Genomic DNA, 20,017 nt, shown 5'->3' on the forward strand with positions numbered 1-20,017 from the left:
TTATAATCAAATTTAAAAAATGATAAACTCTGAATATTTAAACAACCTGAATAATGCTCAAAAAGAAGCTGTTTTATATCTTGATGGACCGTTACTAATTGTTGCAGGAGCTGGATCAGGAAAAACGAAAGTTCTCACTTCAAGAATTGCTCATATAATCAACGAAAAAAAAGCTTTTCCAAACCAAATCTTATCAGTGACTTTTACTAATAAGGCTGCAAAAGAAATGCAAAACAGAGTAAGCTCAATATTAAATTCTGAGGCTATAGGACTTTCTTGGCTTGGAACCTTTCACTCTATATGTGCAAAACTACTTAGAAAGCACGCACCAGCAGCTGGATTAACTTCAAACTTTACAATTATTGATACAGATGACCAGGTAAGATTAATCAAAAATATATGTAAAGCTGAAAATATAGACATAAAACAATTAGCCCCAAAATTTATTCTTTCAATAATTGATAGGTGGAAAAATAAAGGCTTCCATCCAGATGAAGTCGTTATCAATAAAAATGATATTTTTGAAAGAACTATACGTCCTCTATATAAAATTTATCAACAAAAGTTATTAGATTTAAATGCATGTGACTTTGGAGATTTAATTTTACACGTGGTTAAAATTTTAGAAAAAAATCATGACATTAGAAATATTTATTCAAATAATTTTAAATATATACTTGTGGATGAATACCAAGATACTAATTATATACAAAGTAGATGGCTAAACTTGCTCTCAGAAAAGCATAAAAATTTATGCTGCGTTGGAGATGATGATCAATCCATTTATAGTTGGCGTGGAGCAGAGATAAAAAATTTCTTAGAGTTTGATCAAGTATATAAAAATTCAAAAGTAATAAGATTAGAAGAAAATTATCGTTCCTCACAAAATATATTATCTGTTGCTTCAAATCTTATAGCTAACAATCAAAACAGAGTTGGAAAAACTTTAAAGACAACTATGGAGGAAGGAGATCTTGTTAAGCTTAATTGTTTTAAGAATGGAAAAGATGAAGCAATAGGGGTTTCTGATGAAATTGAAAAAAAACTTAAAAAAAAATATTCTTTTAATAATATTGCTATTCTAGTTAGAGCTATTTTTCAGACAAGAGAATTTGAGGAAAGATTTTTAAAAATTGGCTTACCCTACAGAATTCTTGGTGGGACAAAATTTTATGAAAGAGCAGAAATTAAAGATTGTGTTGCCTATTTAAGATTGATTCACCAGCCAAAAGATGATTTAGCTTTTGATAGAATAGTCAATAATCCCAAAAGAGCAATTGGAGAAAGTACTATAAAATTAATTCATGAGTTTTCAAAAACAAACGCTGTTAGTTTAGAAATTGCTTCTAAAAAATTAATTGAAGAAAATTTAATTAAACCCAAAACTAAAATTGGTCTAAGCTCTTTTTTATTCTTAATGGATAAGTGGAGGAATGACATTAATATTAAAAAAATTAACCATGTTAAATTATTACAACTAGTTTTAGATGAATCTGGTTATTCAAGTATGTTAAAAAACAAAAAAGATTTGGAAAATGAAAACAGACTTGAAAATATTAAAGAGCTTTTAAGTGCGATGAAAGATTTTGATAATTTAGAAAATTTTCTAGAACATGTGGCTCTTGCCACCTCAGTTGATCAGGATTGGGATGGAGAAAAAGTTAACATGATGACAATGCATGGATCTAAAGGACTTGAATTTGATGTGGTTTTCTTACCCGGTTGGGAAGAAGGTCTTTTCCCACACCAAAAATCTATTGAAGAGAAAGGCCAAAATGGGCTTGAAGAAGAAAGGCGATTGGCATATGTGGGAATAACAAGGGCAAAAAAAAAAGCGCTAATATCTTTTGCTATGAATAGGTTTTATCAAGGAAATTGGATAGACAGTATGGCTTCAAGATTTATTGAGGAATTACCAGAAAAATTTTTAGAAAAGAATTCTTTTTTTGACGACTCTAAAGATAATGAAGAAGATTTTGAATTTAATCAAGATTTTGAAATTGAAGAAGGAACTAGAAGTCCTGGATGGATAAGATATCAAAAAAGAATTAAATGATTTTAAAAAAAATAAAAATTCTAAGAAAAAAATTTAAACAATATAACATTGATGGTTATATTATTCCAAAAAATGATGAATATTTTTCTGAATATGCAAAAAATGATAGGTTAAAGAATATTACAGGATTTTCAGGTTCTGCAGGTTTTGCTGTAGTTTTAAAAAAACAAAATTATTTATTTGTCGATGGAAGGTATACTATTCAAGCACATCAACAATCATCTAAAAATTTTAAGATTATTGAAATTCATAAAAAACTACCTCATACAATTATTAAAAATTTTAATTTAGGTTATGACCCAACACTATTTACATCAAAATTACTTAATAAATATTTCAAGAATAATAACTTAATTTCAATTGACCAAAACTTAATTGACCAAATATTTAAATTCAAAAAAAAACCTACTAAGCCATTCTACTCTTTAGACACAAAAATTGTAAGTGAGCCATATAGTTCTAAAATTTCTAAAGTAGTGCGATTTCTTAAAAACAACAAAGCAGATTATTGTTTCATTTCTGCACCTGAAAATGTGGCATGGCTTTTAAATATTCGTGGATATGATAATCCAAATAGCCCAATTGCGAATGCAAGATTGATACTAAATAAAAAAAAAGAATTTTTTTTAATAACAAATGAAAAAAAATTAAAGAATCTTCTATTAGATAAAAAGATTAAAAAGAAACAAATTTTACCAATCAAATCACTTCCACAATTTTTAGATAATTTAAAAGGTAAAAATTTTATTATTGATAATAAAACCTGCTCAATTTTTTATGAAAAAATAATTAAATCAAATTTTAATATACTTAAATTTGATGATCCTGTTTATGAATTAAAATCAATGAAAAATTCTAATGAAATAAAACATATGATCGAAGCCCATAAAAAAGATGGCTTAGCGTTAACAAGATTTATTTATTGGATTAAAAATGTTAATAAAAAAAAAATTACAGAAGTGTATGCACAAAACAAATTAGAAAAATTCAGAAAACTAAATAAAGATTATTTATTTCCAAGTTTTGATACTATTGCTGGCGCTGGCTCAAATGGGGCAATTGTTCATTATAGGGCTAATAAAAAAACAACTAAAAAAATTGAACAGAATGATATTTTATTGGTAGATTCGGGTGGACAATATCATTACGGTACTACAGATGTTACGAGGACTATTTCATTCTCAAAACAAAACAAATTTATCAAAAATGCTTATACGAACGTATTAAAAGGACATATTGCAGTTGCCTTAACAAATTTGAATAAAGATGACACTGGAAAAAGAATCGACATAAGAGCTAGAAAATATTTAAAAAAAGAAGGTCAAGATTATGCTCACGGAACAGGCCATGGAGTTGGTTTTTTTTTAAACGTCCATGAAGGACCTCAATCTATCTCAAAACATAATTCGATAAAGATAAAAAATGGAATGATCCTGAGTAATGAACCAGGTTTTTATAAAAAAAACCACTTTGGTATTAGGATCGAAAACTTAATCTATGCCAAAAAAACCAAAAGAAGCTTTAATTTTGAAAACCTTACACTTGCTCCTTTAGAAAAAGATTTAATTAACTACGAGTTATTAAATAAAATAGAAAAAGATTACTTATTTAAATATCATTTAAATATTTATTCAGAATTTTCTGGTTTGCTTAATAAAAAAGAAAGAAAGTGGTTAGCCACTCTTATTTAACATTTTTAACCATTCTGTCTGATTAATAATTTTTATATTCCACTCTTTAGCTGTGTTTATTTTTTTTAGAGTTGGTTTGTCTCCAGCAATTAAATAATCAAGTTTTTTATTAACGTTACTAATTATTTTTCCTGAATTTTGCTCTATCAATGATTTTGCTTCCGCCCTGCTTATTCCATTTAACTTCCCAGTTAACATAAAAGTTTTATTTTTTAATAATCCATTATTATTTATTAAAATTATATCTTTGATTAATAAATTTTTTTCTAACTCAGACAACACTTTAAGATTAGTTTTATTTAGGAAAAATTTTTTAATGGATTGAATTTGAGTTATTCCAATTCCATCAATATTAGATAAACTTTCAATATTCTTTTCACCTGATAATCTAAAAAAATTAGATGCTGTTTTAAGGTGTCTTGCAATAAGCTTAGCATTTTCTTGTCCAATATGTCTTATTCCTAATGAATAAATAAATCGCTCTAGAGAAATATTTTTTTTTTCTTCAATTGAGAATCTTAAATTAGCAACTGATAATTTTCCCCATCCTTCGAGTTCTTCTATTTTATTATAATTAAGCTTAAATATATCCTGTGGAAGTCTTACTAATTTTAGATTCCAAAAATTTTCAACAATTTTCTTGCCAAATCCGTCTATGTTAAATGCGTCCTTAGAAACAAAATGTTTAATTCTCTCTATGGCAATTTTTTCACATTCAAACCCCTCACTAGCACACCTTCTTACAGCATCTTGTCTTTTAGTTGTCTCATTATAATCTTTAATTGTTTTGCTTCCACACGATGGGCACTTTAATGGAAAAATAAATTTCTTTGAATTTTGTTTTCTTTTTTTTAAATCTACTGAAACTACATGTGGAATTACATCTCCAGCTCTTTCAACAGTGACCGTATCCCCTACTCTTATATCTTTTCTAACAATTTCATCTTCATTGTGAAGCGTTGCATTTGAAACTATTACTCCCCCTATATTAACTGGTTTAATTTTTGCAACCGGGGTAAGTGCCCCCGTTCTACCAATTTGTATTTCAATATTCATTATTTCTGAAATTGAGCTATTAGCTGAAAACTTATGTGCTATCGCCCATCTTGGTGCATTAGCAGCAAAACCCAGTCTTTTTTGTAAATCAAAATCATTAACTTTATAAACAATTCCATCTATATCAAATGCCAGCTCTTTTCTTTTTTCCTCTAATTCTTTATGATTTAACATTAAATTTTTAACCCCAATAATTTTTTTATTAAATGGGTTTGTTTTAAACCCCCATAATTTTAAATTTTCTAAGAAACTTGTTTGATTTTTGATATTCATTTTTTTTTCATAACCATATGTGTAAGCAATAAATTTTAATGGAATTTTTTCAGTTATTAATGAATTTTTTTGTCTTAATGATCCAGAAGCAGCATTTCTAGGGTTTGCAAACTTGTCTTTAATTTTTTTAAAATCATTATTTTCTATAAAAACTTCACCTCTAATATCTATTTCTTTAGGGAAGTTACTCTTAGTAATCTCCAAAGGTATATCCTTAATAGTTTTTAAATTTTGTGTAATATCCTCTCCTTCATTACCATCTCCTCTAGAAAGTCCTTTGGTTAATTTTCCATTAATATAAATTAGAGATGCAGATATTCCATCAATTTTTGGTTCAGCACTATATTCGATAGTATTTACATCTTTTAAACTTAAGAAATTAATTATTTTTTTTTCAAAATTTTTTAAGTCTTCTTCATTAAAAGCATTTCCAAGTGACAACATTGGAACTTTATGTTTTATTTTTTGAAAGTTTTTTGATGGTTTAAATCCTATGGATTTAGTGGGAGAATATTCACTTTTTAAAAATTTATATTTACTCTCTAAATCTATTATATCTTTTTTTAAAAGATCAAATTCTTGGTCTGATACAATAGGTTTGTTTTTATCATAATAATGCTTGTTATGTGTCTGAAATAAATCAATTTTTTTTAAGTATTCAATTTCAAGATCTTTATCATTCATTTTACTCGAACAATCCCTTAAATCTTTTTATTAAGCCTATCTTTTTCTTTTTATCTTTTTGTAATTCTTTTACACCATCTCTATAATCTTTATTAAATACTTTGTAAGAATTTTTATACCAATCAGAAGATTGGTAATTGTATCCTAAAGTGCTTGCATATTTTTTTGACTCATTAATTAATCCAAGTCTATAATTAATTTCAACCAGTCTATGAAGAGCTTCCTCTGTATAAATGGTTGTATTGTAATCTTTAACAACTGTTTTAAATCGATTAAGTGCTGGGATCCACTTAGTTTTTTTTAGATAATATCTAGCTATATACATCTCTTTTGCTGCCAAAATTTCATTAATTAAATCTATTTTAAATTTAGCATCCATGGCAAATTCTGTACTAGGATAATCTCTAATTAAAGTTTCAAATTGCTCCTTAGAATCTAATATTGATTTTAAGTCTTTTTTTTCATCAACTATTTGTTCATAAAAACTCATGCCTAGAAGAAAATGTGCATAAACTTTATCTTTATGATTTGGATATGTTACTAAATATCTTTCTAACTCAAAAATTGCATCACCGTAATAATCTTGAGTATAGTATGCATAAGCTGCCATAATTGCAGATTTTGCAGCCCAGGGTGACTGTGGAAATAACAACTCAGCCTCATTAAATTTTTTAGCTGCTAATAAAACATCTCCTCTTTGAAGTTCAAAATAACCCTCTTTGTATGCATCAGACATCTGCATTTCCATATCCACTTCTATAATTTCAGATATTTGTTTTGTTTTATCTCCACAAGACCAAATAAAGATAAAAGTGATTAAAAGAAGTATAATTTTTAATTTTGAAAGCATGGTCTTATTCTAACAGATTATGAATAAAACTCTATTTTTTAAGCAATAGATCTTAGGTGACTCTTATTTATGAAGGTATTTGGCAAATGTTTTTCTGTAATCTCTATTAATGAAAAATTTTCGTCTTGTTGAAAAACTTTTCTCAATAATTGGTTAGTTAATTTATGCCCTCCTTGAGAACAAATAATTTTTCCAATTATTTTATAACCTGCTAGATATAAATCTCCCATACAATCTAAAATCTTATGGTTTACAAATTCTTTTTTATTTCTAAGACCTTTTTCATTTAAAATTTCATTGTCCTTAACAACTATTGCATTTTCAAGACTCCCTCCTTGAGCTAATCCCATTTCTTTTAGCTTTGCAATATCCTCAAAAAGACAGAAGGTTCTTGAATTATAAATATCAGTCAAATCTGACTCGAATACACTTACTAAATTTCTTTGCGTTCCAATTAAATTATTTTCATATTTTAGTTCAAAATCTATATCCAAACTAACTTTGCTTGGCTCTATAGAAATTGTTTTTTTACCATCATTAAATTTAATTCTTTTTTCAATTTTAATAATCTTTATTGGTGCTTCACAATTTTTTATTCCAGCTTTTGATATTTCTTCAATAAAAATTTTTGCTGACCCGTCAAGAATTGGTACTTCCTGATTATCAATCTCTACTAGGGCGTTATCAATTCCTAAACCATATAATGCTCCCATTAAATGCTCTATTGTTGATATACTAACCCCACTTTCATTAGCTATGGTTGTACAAAATACTGCACTACTAACATTAAAAATGTTTGGAACTACTATATTATTTTCTTTTAAATCAACTCTTTTAAAAAGGATTCCAGAATTTGGTTTTGCTGGCTTAACCGTCATAGTTACATTTGCTCCACTATGAAGCCCAACGCCTTTAAAGATAATATCTCTATTGATAGTTTTTTGTTTAAGAACAGACATTATTATTCTTATAAATAATAGGTTTAAATTTAGAAAAACAACAAATGTTACGAGAAAATACTAGTCTATTTGAAAAAATGAAAAAGTTTTTCAAAAAAACCTTGTTTTATTTGTTTTTTTGGCACAACTACAACCTCTTGTTTGTCATACATTTTTCTTAGTTTGTACCCAGATTGACAAACATCACCTAGGGTTTCCTCTAAAAAATCAATATCTTTAGAAAATGAAATTTTATCTTTAAATTTATTATCTAAAATTTTTGATCCTTCTCCCATCAGTATCATCTTAGATTGGGTCTTTACCTTTGCATTTGAGACAAGAGATTTATCACATAATTCAAGAATCTCTTCCGTTCTAGCAAAAGCTATTTTTTGTAGCATTTCCAAAGAAAAATTTGGATTATCAGTATGTTCGTTATTTTTTTCAAAATTTAATTTAAGGTTTTCTGCTTCATTAATATCAATTTTTAAAAGTAGAGAAATATCTTTAGTAATATGGTTTCCACCTATCGGCAGAACGTCCAAAAAGATTAATTTATCATTATAAAAGGAAATAATTGATGTTTTTTTAAAAGCAATATCAATGAAAGATACCTCTCCTGATAAATTTAAATTATTTTTATAATTGATTGATTTTGCATAACTAGAGCAAATTATTTGATTAATTGATATATTTAATTCTGAAAAAATATTTTTAAAGCTAAAGACTAATTCACTTGGAAGACAGATAAAAATAATGTCTAGTGATATAAATTGGCAATCGATTTCATCTGGTAACTCAGAATAATCAACATTATCAATTTTATAATTATTTATAATTATGTGTGCAATATTATAATCTGAATAATATTTTTTTATTTGCTGCTTTGCTTCTTGAATTAAAAATATGATATCATCTTGTCTTAATTTCAGTTCTTCAATTTTTTTAAATACAGAAATTGCAACAGAAATCGTTTTTGAACTATCTATCATCAAATCTATATTATCAATATATTCATTTGTGGATTTTTCTAGCGATGCAATAATTTTTTGGATATCTGGTTTAAGATTAAATTGCTCTGTATAAAAATTACTCTCAATAAAAAAAGGATTATTCTTACTTTCCTCATTAAATGCACCTGCTCTTATTTTTGAAGAACCACAATCAATTATTATTTGAAATTTTTTATCACTCATTACTTAGCAACTAAATGATTTTTAATTCTCAAATCAATAAATTTAAAATCTTTAAAATTATCATTATTGATAAGTTCCTTAGATAAGTTTAATGACGCTACAATATGTTCTTGTGGTAGCTTAATCAAAATATCTTTATCAGTTAAAATATCCCATCTACCTGATGGGAAAAAAGATAATTCTTTTAAATTTGAAAAAGACCACATAGATTTTTCAATATTTTTTTTAAATGATAAAAAATCTTGAGAATTAAATTCACCAAAAATGTATGGGAGTAGTTCATTGTTACTTTTATCTTCAATTAGCTTACCATTGGCACCTACTAGATATTGACTATTATTAGAAACTCGAGCAATTAATTTAGTTGGTTTAATTTCAATGTTAAGTGTTGATGGGTAAATTTTTTTTATATTAAAGTCTTGTATAATATTATGTTTTTCTAAAATTTTTATTATTTCTTCCTCATTAATGATAAATATACTTTTGTATAAAAGGTTATTAAGGTTATTTAAGATCTCCAAATTTTTTCTCTCAGAAAGACCTGTAATGTTTATTTTAGTTATTGATGAAGATAATTTTTTTTGATCGTTTATAAATTTTGCACTAGTAGTGCTTAAAATGAATAAAAATAATAAATAAATTATTATTTTATTTTTTTTACCTATTGATTGATGCATCTTTTAAAATCCATTCAATTAATTTTATAAAACTTATACCCTTATGTTTTGCAATCTCAGGGACTAATGAAAGTTTAGTCATTCCAGGCTGAGTATTAATCTCTAATAAATAAAACTTTCCGTTAAAAAATTTAAAGTCAGATCTTGTAACACCTTTGCAGCCTATAATTTTATGAGCTGCTCTTGCTATGCCAGTAATTTTAGCTTGATTATTTTTACTCAAATCTACAGGAATTAAGTGCTTTGTCTTAGCACTAGAATTATATTTTGCCTCATAATCATAAAACTTTCTTTTAGGCTCAAGTTCAATTGCACCAAGTGATTTATTATTCATTATTGCAACTTGGATTTCTCTACCTGGTATAAATTCCTCAATTAATATTTCATTATAACTTTTTAATGCTTTTAAGTTTTTTATTATATTGGTCTTGTCACAAATATATACATGGACGCTAGACCCTTCATTTATAGGTTTTACTACTACAGGGAATTTTAAAATTTTTTCAATTAATTTTATAATGTTAAGTTTATTTTTTTTATGATTAAATTTAATATATCTTGGAGTTAGTATTTTATTTTTTATAAAAATTTTTTTTGAAATTTCTTTATCCATTGCTATTGATGATGCAATTACACCTGAGTGTGTGTATGGAATTTTTTTAGTCTCTAAAATTGCTTGAATGTATCCATCTTCACCAAATTGTCCATGTAGCGCATTAAAAATAACATCTGGTTTAAATGAAGTGATATTCTTTGAAAGATTTTTATCAGGTTCACTAATTAAAACCTTATATCCATTTTTAATTAACTCTTTGGCAACTTGCTTTCCAGTATCTAAGCTAATTAACCTTTCCTTAGATATACCACCAGATAATATTAAGATTTTTTTTGTCATTTTATTTTAAAATTTTAATTTCTTTTTCTAGCACTATTCCAGTTTTTTTTTCCACACTTGTCTTAACAAATTCAATCAATTTATTCATATCCTCAAAACTAGCATTATTTTTATTTACAAAAAAATTACAGTGCTTATTTGAAATATGAGCATCCCCAAAGCTTATATCTAGTGGTACAGAATCTTTTATCAGCTCCCAGACTTTTTTATCAGTTTGATCAATTGGATTCTTGAATGTGCTACCACTTGTTTTTAATTTTGTTGGTTGTGCTTTATCTTTCTTTTTCTTTAATTCTAAAACTTCGTTTTCTATTTCTTCTTTATTTTTTTTTGTTCCTTTAAAAGATGCACTTAAAAAAATTAAGTCCTCTTTTAAATCATTGCTTCGGTATTTAAATATAACTTTACTCGCTGGTATTGTAAAAACCTGTCCATTTTTATCAATTGCTTGGATTGATACTAGCACATCTTTAAACTCTTTATTAAAGCATCCAGCATTCATCTTTAATCCACCACCTATAGTACCAGGTATGCATGCTAAAAATTCAAATCCACCTATTCCATTATTCAGTGCAAAATCAGAAAGCTTTTTATCAAGACAGGCACTGCCAGCTATAATGACATCATTTGGTAATATAGAGATGTTGGAAAAATTTTTTCCTAGTTTGATAACAACACCTTCAAATTTTTCATCACTTATAAGAGTATTCGAGCCTGCACCTAAAATATGTATTTTTTCTTTTTCTCCAAATTTTTTTAAAAACAAAATTAAGTCAGGTAAATTATCTGGTCTAAAGTAAACTTTAGTTTGTCCACCAATATTAAACCAATTGCTCTTTTTTAAATCATAATCAAAGTTAATTTTACTACTAATTTCATTAGAAAATTTTCTTATTTCTTCAATGCTCATTAGATCAATTCTGGTAATTGTCTCATCCATGCTGAAATTGTACCAGCACCCATACCAACAACTATCTTTTTGCCAAAAATAGTATTTTTAATAAATTTTGCTAACTGGTACTGATCTTCAACCATAAACAATCTTACTTTTGAATTTTTAATAATATCTTTTGCAAAATTATTATATTTAAAACCTAATTTTATTTTTTCTCCAGCGGTATAAATAGGGCATAATATTACAACATCAGCTTTTTTAAATGATAAGCTGAATTCTTTTTTAAGATCTTTTAATCTGGAAATTCTGTGTGGTTGAAATATGCAAATCACTTCTTCCTTTTTATAAGCAGCTCGCACACCATTTAATACTTCTCTAATTTCAGTTGGATGATGGGCATAATCATCATAAAAATTAGTTTCTCTATGTGTAAAAATTTTATTAAATCTTCTTTGAACACCCTTAAATTCTTTTAATCCTTTTTTGATTATATTTTGTGATATTCCTATTGTTACTGCCACAGCAATTGCTGCTGTAGAGTTTCTAATATTGTGAATTCCTAATAATGGTAATTTAATTTTTCTTATAGTTAAATTCTTTTTTCCTGGCAAATTTATAGCTAAATCATATTGAGAATATTCTTTTTCTTGTTTTATATTCTTAATATAGAAATTTGATTTATTATCAGTTCCATATGTATAATAATTCTTCATTTTTAATTTACTTAATAAATCTTTATTGTTCTTGTCATCTATACAAATAAAAGACTTCCCAAACGAAGGGACCTTATTGATAAATTTTATAAATAATTCTTTAAGATCTTTCATTGAATTATAAAAATCCATATGCTCACGATCAATATTTGTTACTATAGAATAAGTTGGTGGCACATGTATAAAACTACCATCTGACTCATCAGCTTCTAATATACACCAATCACTTTTACCTAGTTTTGCAGAATTTTTTATTGCATTAAGGACACCTCCATTAATAATTGTTGGGTCCAATTTTGTCTTTGAAAATATTGAGGCTAATAAAGATGTAGTTGTTGTTTTTCCATGTGAACCGGTAACAACTATATTTTTTGTTAAAGAGACTATATTTGCCAACATCTCTCCTCTTTTATAAATAGGTAATTGTTTTAGTTTGGCTTCAATTAATTCAGGGTTATTATTTTTAATAGCTGACGAAATGACAACAATTGTTGCTTTTGCTATATTTTTTTTAGTATGACTAATTGTAATTTTGATCTTATCTTTTTTTAATCTTTCAATATTTTTATTTCCAAGGACGTCACTCCCTTGAACATTAAATCCCATCCTTTTCATAATGAGTGCAAGGCCACTCATTCCAATACCCCCTATACCAACAAAATGTATAATTTCAGTTTTAGCTAATTCAATTTTCATTAATAACAGATATAATTTTCAGATTTATATTATTCCATGTGTTTTCATAGTTAAAATCCTTCATGTTCTTTTTTTTAACAAGATATTCTTCTTTATTATCAATAATATTAATTAGTTTATTGAGTAATGTTTTCTCATCTATTTCTTTTTGATTTAACAACCAATTAAAGCCAAGTTTATTATAAAAATGTGCATTTTCAAATTGATGGTTATCTTTCGCAGTTGGCAAAGGTATTGCTAAATATGGAGTCTCAGTAAAATTTAACTCAGCTAATGTTGATGCTCCTGCTCTAGTAATACACAGGTCTGTTTTTTGCATAAAATTTATGACATCATCGTTAAAATTGAATAATTCACATTGAATATTCTTATCTTCGTAAGTTTTTTTAAAACTTTCAAAGTTAATAGAACTAGTTTGTTGGTAAATTTTTAGTTTATATTTTTTAGCTAATTCAATAATTGCATTTTTAACTAAATCATCAAATATTTTAGCTCCTTGACTACCGCCTATTATAAGTAAATTAATTGTATCTAAGGATTTATTGTAATCTCTCTTATTATAAAAATTTTTTCTTAATAATGCTGGAATTACTTTAATTTTATTTTTAAATTTAATAGGAAATTTTTTGATATTATTAGAATAACAAAATATTTTTTGACAGTAACTTAAAAAAAATTTGTTTGATCTACCTAAAACCATATTTGGTTCAAATAATAACAGCTTAATATTTAAAATTCTAGCTCCTAAGCATAAGGGTAGTGACATGTATCCACCTGTTGAAATTAATGTATCAATTTTATTTTTTCTAAAAAAAGAAATTGATTTAAAAATCAAAAATATCATAAAAATAAAATCAAGTGGTATGATTAATAAGTTTTTTGAAATTGGCCTCACATTAAATATTTTTAAATTGTACTCATCTTTGTTTAAAAATTTGACACCCCTAAAGTCAGATGTCATTGAAACATCAAAATTGTCCTCTAAATGTTTATATATTATGGTTGCGGGTATAACGTGACCTCCTGATCCACCAGTACTAATTAGTATTTTTTTATTCATTTAATTAATTTTTCTTTTTGTTAAATTTAAAATTATTCCAGATAATATAGAAACTCCTATAATTGAAGAACCTCCATAACTTAAAAATGGCAATGTCATTCCAGTTGTAGGAAATAGTCTTATATTCACCCCAAGATGTATTAATGCTTGAAAAATTATTAGACTTATTGATCCAGTTAGCACTAGTTTATTTTTATCACTTTTTTCTAAATAAATTTTTTTAAAAACAGAATAAATAAAAAATAAAAATAAAATTAATAAAAATATTATTGCAATAACACCAAACTCCTCTGAAATAACTGAAACTATATAGTCGGTATGAGCCTCTGGAACTCTTGTTTTTAAGGTACCTTCTCCTATTCCTTTACCAAAAAAACCACCACTACTAATTGCTTCTATAGCTTTATCAGATTGAAAATTATGGGTTCCACCATCAGGGTTGAAGAAAGAAAGTATACGACTTTTAATATAAATAAATTTTGGGATAAAAAAAACTACATATAGCAGGCTTATAATAGAAAGACTTATAAATAATAAAATGAATAATAAGTTTATGCCAGATACAAAAACTAATATTACCCAGGATAAAAACACCAAAAGTGTTTGTCCGATGTCAGGCTGCATTATTAATAGTAACCCAGTTGGGATAATAGAAATGATAGTCAATAAGTATTTGATATAAATATTATAATTTTTTTCACTACATAAAATTGTTGCCACAAAAATAATTATAAATGGTTTTAGTAATTCAATTGGTTGAAATTGAGGAAGAAAAAAAAGATTTAACCATCTTTTTGATCCTTTAACTTCAGTACCAAAAATTGGCACTAAAAATAAAAAAAATAAAGTAATAAAAAAAAGATAAATAGAGAATCTAAAAAGATTCTTTTCACTTAGAGAAGAGAAAAACACTAAGGTCAACAAGCCAATGAAAATATATACCAAATGTTTAAAAAAGAAAAAATAATTATTTGTATCTAATTTATCAGAAGCAATTAATGAAGTTGAAACTAAAGAAAAAAATAAACCCAAACTAAACAAAATTATTATCAATAAAAAAATTGTTTTATCTATATTTTTCCACCAGTTATAATATATTGAGTTGAGCGAACTATTATTTATCATTTTATATAATTTTTAATAAGTTTATTAAAATATCTACCTCTTTGTTCAAAGTTTTTAAAAGTATCAAATGATGCAGAGGCTGGACTAAAAAGAATTGTCTTTTTAATAAAATTATTTTCATTTTTAATATCTAAAAAAACCTTAGCAATTAGACTCTTTAAATTTAAAAATGATTTAAACGCCATCTTATTTTTTAATTCATTAATAAAAAATTTTTGATTTTTACCAAAAATGTATAATTTGATCTTTTTACAATCGTTTTTTTTAAGTAGAAATTTATCTCGTTTTTTAGGTAAACCACCTACTATCCAATAAATATTTTTTAATGATTTCAATAATTTTTCTGATGAAGAAAAGCTTGTTGCTTTAGAATCATTAATAATTTTTAAAAATTTAGAATTATGAATTATTTCTTGTCTAAAACTTAGTCCTTTAAAATTTTTTAATGATTTTAATAGCAAGTTATTCTTTAACTTTAATATCTTTGAAACCTTCAGCACAAATGTCAAATTTTCTTTATTACCATCTGTATCAAAATAATGATTATCAATTTTTTTAATAAACCTATCACTTATATATTTTTCTATTTTCAAAATTGTTGGTGCAAATTTTTTTTGCTTTAATTTTCTTTTAATGTAAAAATTTTTTGTATTTAAAATTGCAATATCATTTTTAGATTGATTTTTTATTAATTTAAATTTAGCACTTACATATTTATTTATAGTCTTGTGTCTTTCGAGGTGATCTGGTGAAATGTTTAAGATTAAAGATATATTTGTTTTAAATAACTTGCTGTATTCTAGTTGATAGGATGAAGCTTCTATTACAAACAAAGTGTCTTTTTTGATCTTTTTTTCAAGTAAAACTGGATTTCCTATATTGCCAACTAAACGAACATCTTTTTTTTGATCCTTTAATATATCGTACAAAAGCTTAGCGGTAGTTGATTTTCCGTTTGTTCCTGTAATAGTTATTTTTTGATTAAAAGCATATCGACTATAAAAAATGTCTAAATCTGTATAAATTTTTTTATGGTTTTTTTTTAAAAATCTACTTAATTTACAATTATTAATATCTATTCCTGGACTAATTATAATACAGTCAAATTCTTTTTTAATTATTTCTTTGTATGTTGTGTGAGTATCTTTTATATTTTTTTTAGTAATTATTTGATCATCATATAAACTAATAATATTATTTTTTTTTAAATAACTATAAGTGGATAGACCACTTTTACCCAGACCATAAATCAGTATTTTTTTTTTAAAAAGTTTTTTTCTAGATTTAACATTATCTAAGTTTTAATGTCGCTAATCCAATCATTGCTAAAATTATTGATATAATCCAAAACCTAATTACAACTGTTGATTCTGCCCAACCTTTTTTTTCAAAATGATGATGTATAGGTGCCATTCTAAAAATTCTTTTACCTGTAAGTTTGAATGAAAATACTTGGATTATAACTGATACAGCTTCTAGTACAAATAACCCTCCTGTTATTGCTAAAACAATCTCATGTTTAGTAATAATACTAATTGCCCCTAAAGATCCACCTAATGCTAATGAACCAGTGTCACCCATAAATATTTTAGCAGGTGGAGCATTGAACCATAAAAATCCTAAACAAGCTCCTATAATTGATCCACAAAAAACTGAAACTTCCCCCATACCTTCAAGATAGGGAATATTTAAATATTCAGAAAATACAATATTGCCCGTTACGTAACTAATAAATGCAAAACATGCTGCAACTAATATCACTGGCACCGTTGCTAAGCCATCTAAACCATCTGTTAAATTAACTGCGTTGGAGGATCCAACAATTATAAAAATTGAAAATGGAATAAAAAACCATCCAAGATTAATAATTAAATTTTTAAAAAAAGGAAAATATAAATTGGTAAGTTCAGTGTTTTGAGATAATTGAGTTAAACCATAAATTCCAACAATGGCTATTAAAATTTGAGAAATAATCTTAAATTTAAATGAAACGCCAGATGAATTTTTAAACTTAATTTTTTTATAATCATCATATGCACCTAATAGCCCAAACCCCGAAACAATAAATAACAAAAACCATATATGGTAATTTGATAAATCACCCCAAAGTAATATTCCTGAAAAAAGTCCAAGTAAAATTAAAACACCTCCCATTGTTGGTGTTCCAATTTTCTTAACGATATGTTCAGTAGGACCATCATCTCTTATTGGATTTAATATTTTTCTTGCTGAAAAAAATTTAATAAAAGGAGTGCCAATTAATAAAACTACAAACATTGATGTAAACATTGAAAGGCCCGTTCTAAATGTTAAATACTTAAATACATTTAGAAAACTATATTGATCAATTAATTGCGTAATAAGACTATAAAGCATTAAACTTTCCAGTTTTTAATTTGTTAACTAGATTGTTAAGTCCAGTAGAGTTTGAGCCCTTAATCATTAAATAATCATTATTATTTAAATCATTTTTAATCAAATCAATTATTTTAGACTTATCTTTCAAAATGACCCCTCTTCGGTGCTTATCAAGGTTTTTATAAGTATGTAAAATATGTTTACCCACTACATTAATATTTTTAAGAGAAGTTTTATTAATTTCTTTGCCAGCCTCTAAGTGTAGTTTCTTTGAATAATTTCCTAACTCCAACATGTCACTCAGTATTAATTTTTTTTTAGAATTATCAATTTTTAATTCATCAAAATTTTTTATAGCAGACTTTAATGATAATGGATTAGAGTTATAACTCTCATCTACAATGTAAATACTCTTTTTTTTTAATTTAACTTTTATAATATCACCACGGCCTTTTGTCATCTCATAATCAAGAAATATATTTTTTTCTAATTTTTGTGTATCTTTAAAAATTGATATAATTGCAATTGAGGCTAATAAGTTTTTTAAATTATTTTCAAAAATTAATCTTACATAAAAATAAATTTGTTTTTTATTAACATTTACAAATATTTTGTATTTAGATCTTTCTTTAACTATTTTTTCTAGATAAATATTTGCTGATTTATTTTTTAAACTAAATGTAAAAATATTTATGTTTTTTTTCTTGGCAATTTTTTTATGTAAATTATAAAATCTGTCATCTTGGTTTAAAACAAGAATTCCATTTGTTTTTATATTATTAATAATTTCTGACTTTGCTAAAGCTACTTGATGAATGTTTTTAAAATTTTTAATATGTGCGTAGGAAATATTTGTAATAACACCCACATCAGGCTTGATAATTTTTGATAGATAATCAATCTCACCTTTTTTATCCATTCCAATCTCAAAAATACCAAATTCATCATTTTTTTTTAGATTAAATAAACTTAATGGTACACCAAATTTATTATTAAAAGATTTTGGTGAATAAGTTACATTACTAATCTTACTTAAAGTTTTTCCTAATAATTCTTTAAGAGAAGTTTTTCCACAACTGCCTGTTATAGATATAATTTTACTAGATAAATTTTCTCTTAATTTTGATGAAGCCTCTGTTAAAAGTTGCAATGTATCATCTACTACAATTTTTTTTTTAGATTTTTTTTGATTGTTAGCTATTACTAATGATGCACCATTTTGGAAAGCTTCATTAACATATAGATTTCCATCTTTATTATTTCCTTTTATTGCAAAAAATATGTCATTTTTTTTTATTGTTTTTGAATTAATTGATGCATTTTTTATTTTTATATTTGAATTAATTTGGGGAGAGTTGCTGATTTCTTTTAAAATATTTATTTTAATATTAGTTGAAAGAATTTTATTTTTTAATTTAATATTCTTAAGTATTTCTAATCTGTCAGAAAATTTGTTTACAAAATTTCCATAATCTTGTGTCTGTTCATGACCTTTGCCTGCAATAACTAAGATATCACCAGTTTTTAAGTCTAATATAGCCTTATGAATAGCTTTAGACCTGCTTGAAATCTCAAAAACTTTTGATTTATCAATAGTTTTTTTAATAGCTAGTCTTATTTTTTTTGGATTTTCGTCTCTTGGATTGTCGTCAGTTAAATAAACTCTGTCACAATATTGATTGGCTATTTTTCCCATTATGGGTCTCTTGTCTTTATCTCTATTACCACCACATCCAAATACAATGAAAATTCTTTTATTTTCAAATTGTTCTTTCAAATTAGTCAAACAAGTTTTTAATGCATCAGGTGTATGAGCATAATCTAAAATAACCTTTGAATTATTTTTTAAAGTTCCAATTTTTTCAAACCTACCAATTACTGATTTTACTCTTGAAGCTAATTTTACTATTTGATCAAATTTTAAATTACTTTTTTTAGCAGCAAGCATTGCCATAAATAAGTTTTTTAATTGAATTTTACCAATTAAGTTTATTTTTAATTTATAATGTTTCTGATTATATTTAATTTCGACTATTTGTTTATCATCCCTAAATTGATGAGAATAAATATCTATTCCATTATTACTTTTTGATAAAGCCTGAAGATCCAATTTATTATTTAGCGATATTCTTTTTAAATTTTTATATTCGGGAATTTTACTATCGGTGATGATAGTTCCTCTAGGTTTTAATAGCTTCTCAAAAAGATATAACTTTGATTTGAGATAATCATTAAATGTTTTGTGATAATCTAAATGATCATGAGACAAATTTGTAAAAATTGTAGTATTAAATTTTAAACCATCAAGTCTATTTTGCTTAAGACCATGACTAGAAGCTTCCATTATAACATTGTCAATTTTTTGTTTTTTTAAATCATTTAATATTTTGCTTAATTTAATTGGATCTAATGTTGTATTAGAAACTTTCTTTAAACTATTTTTTGTCTTAACTCCTAATGTTCCAATAGAAGCTACTTTTTTATTACCTAAGTTGAGTAGCTGAAAATAAAAATCTGCAATTGATGACTTTCCATTTGTTCCTGTCACAGCAATTAAATTTTTAGGTATATTTTTTTTTGTCTTATATGATAATTCTGATAATACTTTTCTTACATTTTTTGATCTTAAAAATAACACTTTATTTTTAATACCTTCAAATTTTTGCTCTGAAATAATAACTGTTGCACCCTTTTTAATTGCATGGTCTATGAATTTAGTTCCATCTGATTTTGTTCCCTGGATTGCAAAAAAAATATAATTCTTTTTACAATCTTCACTGTTAAAACTAAGACCAGCAAACTGATGATTTTTAAATTCTTTTTTAATATTTTTAAGGAAGTTGCCAATCAACAT

The 20,017-nt window shown here is 25.6% G+C and carries 15 protein-coding genes; 2 read left to right on the top strand and 13 right to left on the bottom strand.

The window, feature by feature from the left end; genetic code table 11:
* The first annotated feature begins 19 nt into the window (after positions 1-19).
* Both AC5SL4_RS05025 and AC5SL4_RS05030 read left to right on the top strand, forming a co-directional pair.
* A complete protein-coding gene (locus AC5SL4_RS05025; protein ID WP_011281410.1) occupies positions 20-2,056 on the top strand; it encodes an ATP-dependent helicase in 2,037 nt (678 codons plus the stop codon).
* Complete coding sequence (locus tag AC5SL4_RS05030; protein WP_494587189.1) at positions 2,053-3,747, top strand: M24 family metallopeptidase; 1,695 nt, start codon at positions 2,053-2,055, stop codon at positions 3,745-3,747. Before AC5SL4_RS05025 ends, AC5SL4_RS05030 begins: the two co-directional genes overlap by 4 nt.
* Here AC5SL4_RS05030 and ligA read toward each other — a convergent pair.
* The 13 genes from ligA to murF all read right to left on the bottom strand — a co-directional run bounded on the left by ligA (position 3,730) and on the right by murF (position 20,017).
* The gene (gene ligA, locus AC5SL4_RS05035; protein ID WP_494587190.1) at positions 3,730-5,760 is read right to left on the bottom strand and encodes an NAD-dependent DNA ligase LigA; all 2,031 of its coding nucleotides are present in this window, start codon (positions 5,758-5,760) and stop codon (positions 3,730-3,732) included. The genes AC5SL4_RS05030 and ligA overlap by 18 nt on opposite strands.
* Position 5,761: 1 nt before the next feature.
* A complete protein-coding gene (locus tag AC5SL4_RS05040) occupies positions 5,762-6,610 on the bottom strand; it encodes an outer membrane protein assembly factor BamD (protein WP_494587191.1) in 849 nt (282 codons plus the stop codon).
* Positions 6,611-6,648: 38 nt separating this feature from the next.
* Positions 6,649-7,569, bottom strand: a complete 921-nt coding sequence (gene lpxC, locus AC5SL4_RS05045) for a UDP-3-O-acyl-N-acetylglucosamine deacetylase (RefSeq protein WP_494587192.1) — start codon at positions 7,567-7,569, stop codon at positions 6,649-6,651.
* A 65-nt stretch (positions 7,570-7,634) separates the two neighbouring features.
* Complete coding sequence (locus AC5SL4_RS05050; RefSeq protein ID WP_494587193.1) at positions 7,635-8,744, bottom strand: cell division FtsA domain-containing protein; 1,110 nt, start codon at positions 8,742-8,744, stop codon at positions 7,635-7,637.
* Positions 8,744-9,421 (bottom strand): cell division protein FtsQ/DivIB, encoded by a 678-nt coding sequence (locus AC5SL4_RS05055; RefSeq protein WP_494587194.1) that lies wholly within the window; start codon positions 9,419-9,421, stop codon positions 8,744-8,746. Before AC5SL4_RS05055 ends, AC5SL4_RS05050 begins: the two co-directional genes overlap by 1 nt.
* Positions 9,402-10,316: a D-alanine--D-alanine ligase gene (locus AC5SL4_RS05060; protein ID WP_006997887.1), complete on the bottom strand. Its 915-nt coding sequence runs from the start codon at positions 10,314-10,316 to the stop codon at positions 9,402-9,404. The genes AC5SL4_RS05055 and AC5SL4_RS05060 overlap by 20 nt, the downstream gene beginning before the upstream one ends.
* 1 nt (position 10,317) lies before the next feature.
* Complete coding sequence (gene murB, locus AC5SL4_RS05065) at positions 10,318-11,256, bottom strand: UDP-N-acetylmuramate dehydrogenase (protein WP_494587195.1); 939 nt, start codon at positions 11,254-11,256, stop codon at positions 10,318-10,320.
* Positions 11,226-12,620: a UDP-N-acetylmuramate--L-alanine ligase gene (gene murC / locus AC5SL4_RS05070; protein WP_006997885.1), complete on the bottom strand. Its 1,395-nt coding sequence runs from the start codon at positions 12,618-12,620 to the stop codon at positions 11,226-11,228. The genes murB and murC overlap by 31 nt, the downstream gene beginning before the upstream one ends.
* Complete coding sequence (locus AC5SL4_RS05075; protein ID WP_494587197.1) at positions 12,610-13,680, bottom strand: UDP-N-acetylglucosamine--N-acetylmuramyl-(pentapeptide) pyrophosphoryl-undecaprenol N-acetylglucosamine transferase; 1,071 nt, start codon at positions 13,678-13,680, stop codon at positions 12,610-12,612. Before AC5SL4_RS05075 ends, murC begins: the two co-directional genes overlap by 11 nt.
* On the bottom strand, positions 13,681-14,805 hold the full coding sequence (locus tag AC5SL4_RS05080) for an FtsW/RodA/SpoVE family cell cycle protein (RefSeq protein ID WP_494587198.1): 1,125 nt from the start codon (positions 14,803-14,805) through the stop codon (positions 13,681-13,683).
* Positions 14,802-16,061: a UDP-N-acetylmuramoyl-L-alanine--D-glutamate ligase gene (murD, locus tag AC5SL4_RS05085; RefSeq protein WP_494587611.1), complete on the bottom strand. Its 1,260-nt coding sequence runs from the start codon at positions 16,059-16,061 to the stop codon at positions 14,802-14,804. Before murD ends, AC5SL4_RS05080 begins: the two co-directional genes overlap by 4 nt.
* Positions 16,062-16,095: 34 nt before the next feature.
* Positions 16,096-17,181, bottom strand: coding sequence for a phospho-N-acetylmuramoyl-pentapeptide-transferase (gene mraY / locus AC5SL4_RS05090; RefSeq protein ID WP_494587199.1), 1,086 nt, complete (start codon positions 17,179-17,181; stop codon positions 16,096-16,098).
* A complete protein-coding gene (gene murF / locus AC5SL4_RS05095) occupies positions 17,171-20,017 on the bottom strand; it encodes a bifunctional UDP-N-acetylmuramoyl-L-alanyl-D-glutamate--2,6-diaminopimelate ligase MurE/UDP-N-acetylmuramoyl-tripeptide--D-alanyl-D-alanine ligase MurF (protein ID WP_494587200.1) in 2,847 nt (948 codons plus the stop codon). The genes mraY and murF overlap by 11 nt, the downstream gene beginning before the upstream one ends.

The sequence above is a fragment of the Candidatus Pelagibacter sp. PS_02 genome, assembly GCF_059418065.1.

What these genes read in the sequence shown, in the direction of transcription:
- AC5SL4_RS05055 (WP_494587194.1), bottom strand. Translation starts at nt 9,421, where the DNA reads ATGCATCAATCAATAGGTAAAAAAAATAAAATAATAATTTATTTATTA.
- AC5SL4_RS05075 (WP_494587197.1), bottom strand. Translation starts at nt 13,680, where the DNA reads ATGAATAAAAAAATACTAATTAGTACTGGTGGATCAGGAGGTCACGTT.
- AC5SL4_RS05050 (WP_494587193.1), bottom strand. Translation starts at nt 8,744, where the DNA reads ATGAGTGATAAAAAATTTCAAATAATAATTGATTGTGGTTCTTCAAAA.
- ligA (WP_494587190.1), bottom strand. Translation starts at nt 5,760, where the DNA reads ATGAATGATAAAGATCTTGAAATTGAATACTTAAAAAAAATTGATTTA.
- murC (WP_006997885.1), bottom strand. Translation starts at nt 12,620, where the DNA reads ATGAAAATTGAATTAGCTAAAACTGAAATTATACATTTTGTTGGTATA.
- AC5SL4_RS05060 (WP_006997887.1), bottom strand. Translation starts at nt 10,316, where the DNA reads ATGACAAAAAAAATCTTAATATTATCTGGTGGTATATCTAAGGAAAGG.
- murF (WP_494587200.1), bottom strand. Translation starts at nt 20,017, where the DNA reads ATGTTGATTGGCAACTTCCTTAAAAATATTAAAAAAGAATTTAAAAAT.
- lpxC (WP_494587192.1), bottom strand. Translation starts at nt 7,569, where the DNA reads ATGTCTGTTCTTAAACAAAAAACTATCAATAGAGATATTATCTTTAAA.
- AC5SL4_RS05080 (WP_494587198.1), bottom strand. Translation starts at nt 14,805, where the DNA reads ATGATAAATAATAGTTCGCTCAACTCAATATATTATAACTGGTGGAAA.
- mraY (WP_494587199.1), bottom strand. Translation starts at nt 17,181, where the DNA reads ATGCTTTATAGTCTTATTACGCAATTAATTGATCAATATAGTTTTCTA.
- AC5SL4_RS05025 (WP_011281410.1), top strand. Translation starts at nt 20, where the DNA reads ATGATAAACTCTGAATATTTAAACAACCTGAATAATGCTCAAAAAGAA.
- AC5SL4_RS05030 (WP_494587189.1), top strand. Translation starts at nt 2,053, where the DNA reads ATGATTTTAAAAAAAATAAAAATTCTAAGAAAAAAATTTAAACAATAT.
- AC5SL4_RS05040 (WP_494587191.1), bottom strand. Translation starts at nt 6,610, where the DNA reads ATGCTTTCAAAATTAAAAATTATACTTCTTTTAATCACTTTTATCTTT.
- murB (WP_494587195.1), bottom strand. Translation starts at nt 11,256, where the DNA reads ATGGATGAGACAATTACCAGAATTGATCTAATGAGCATTGAAGAAATA.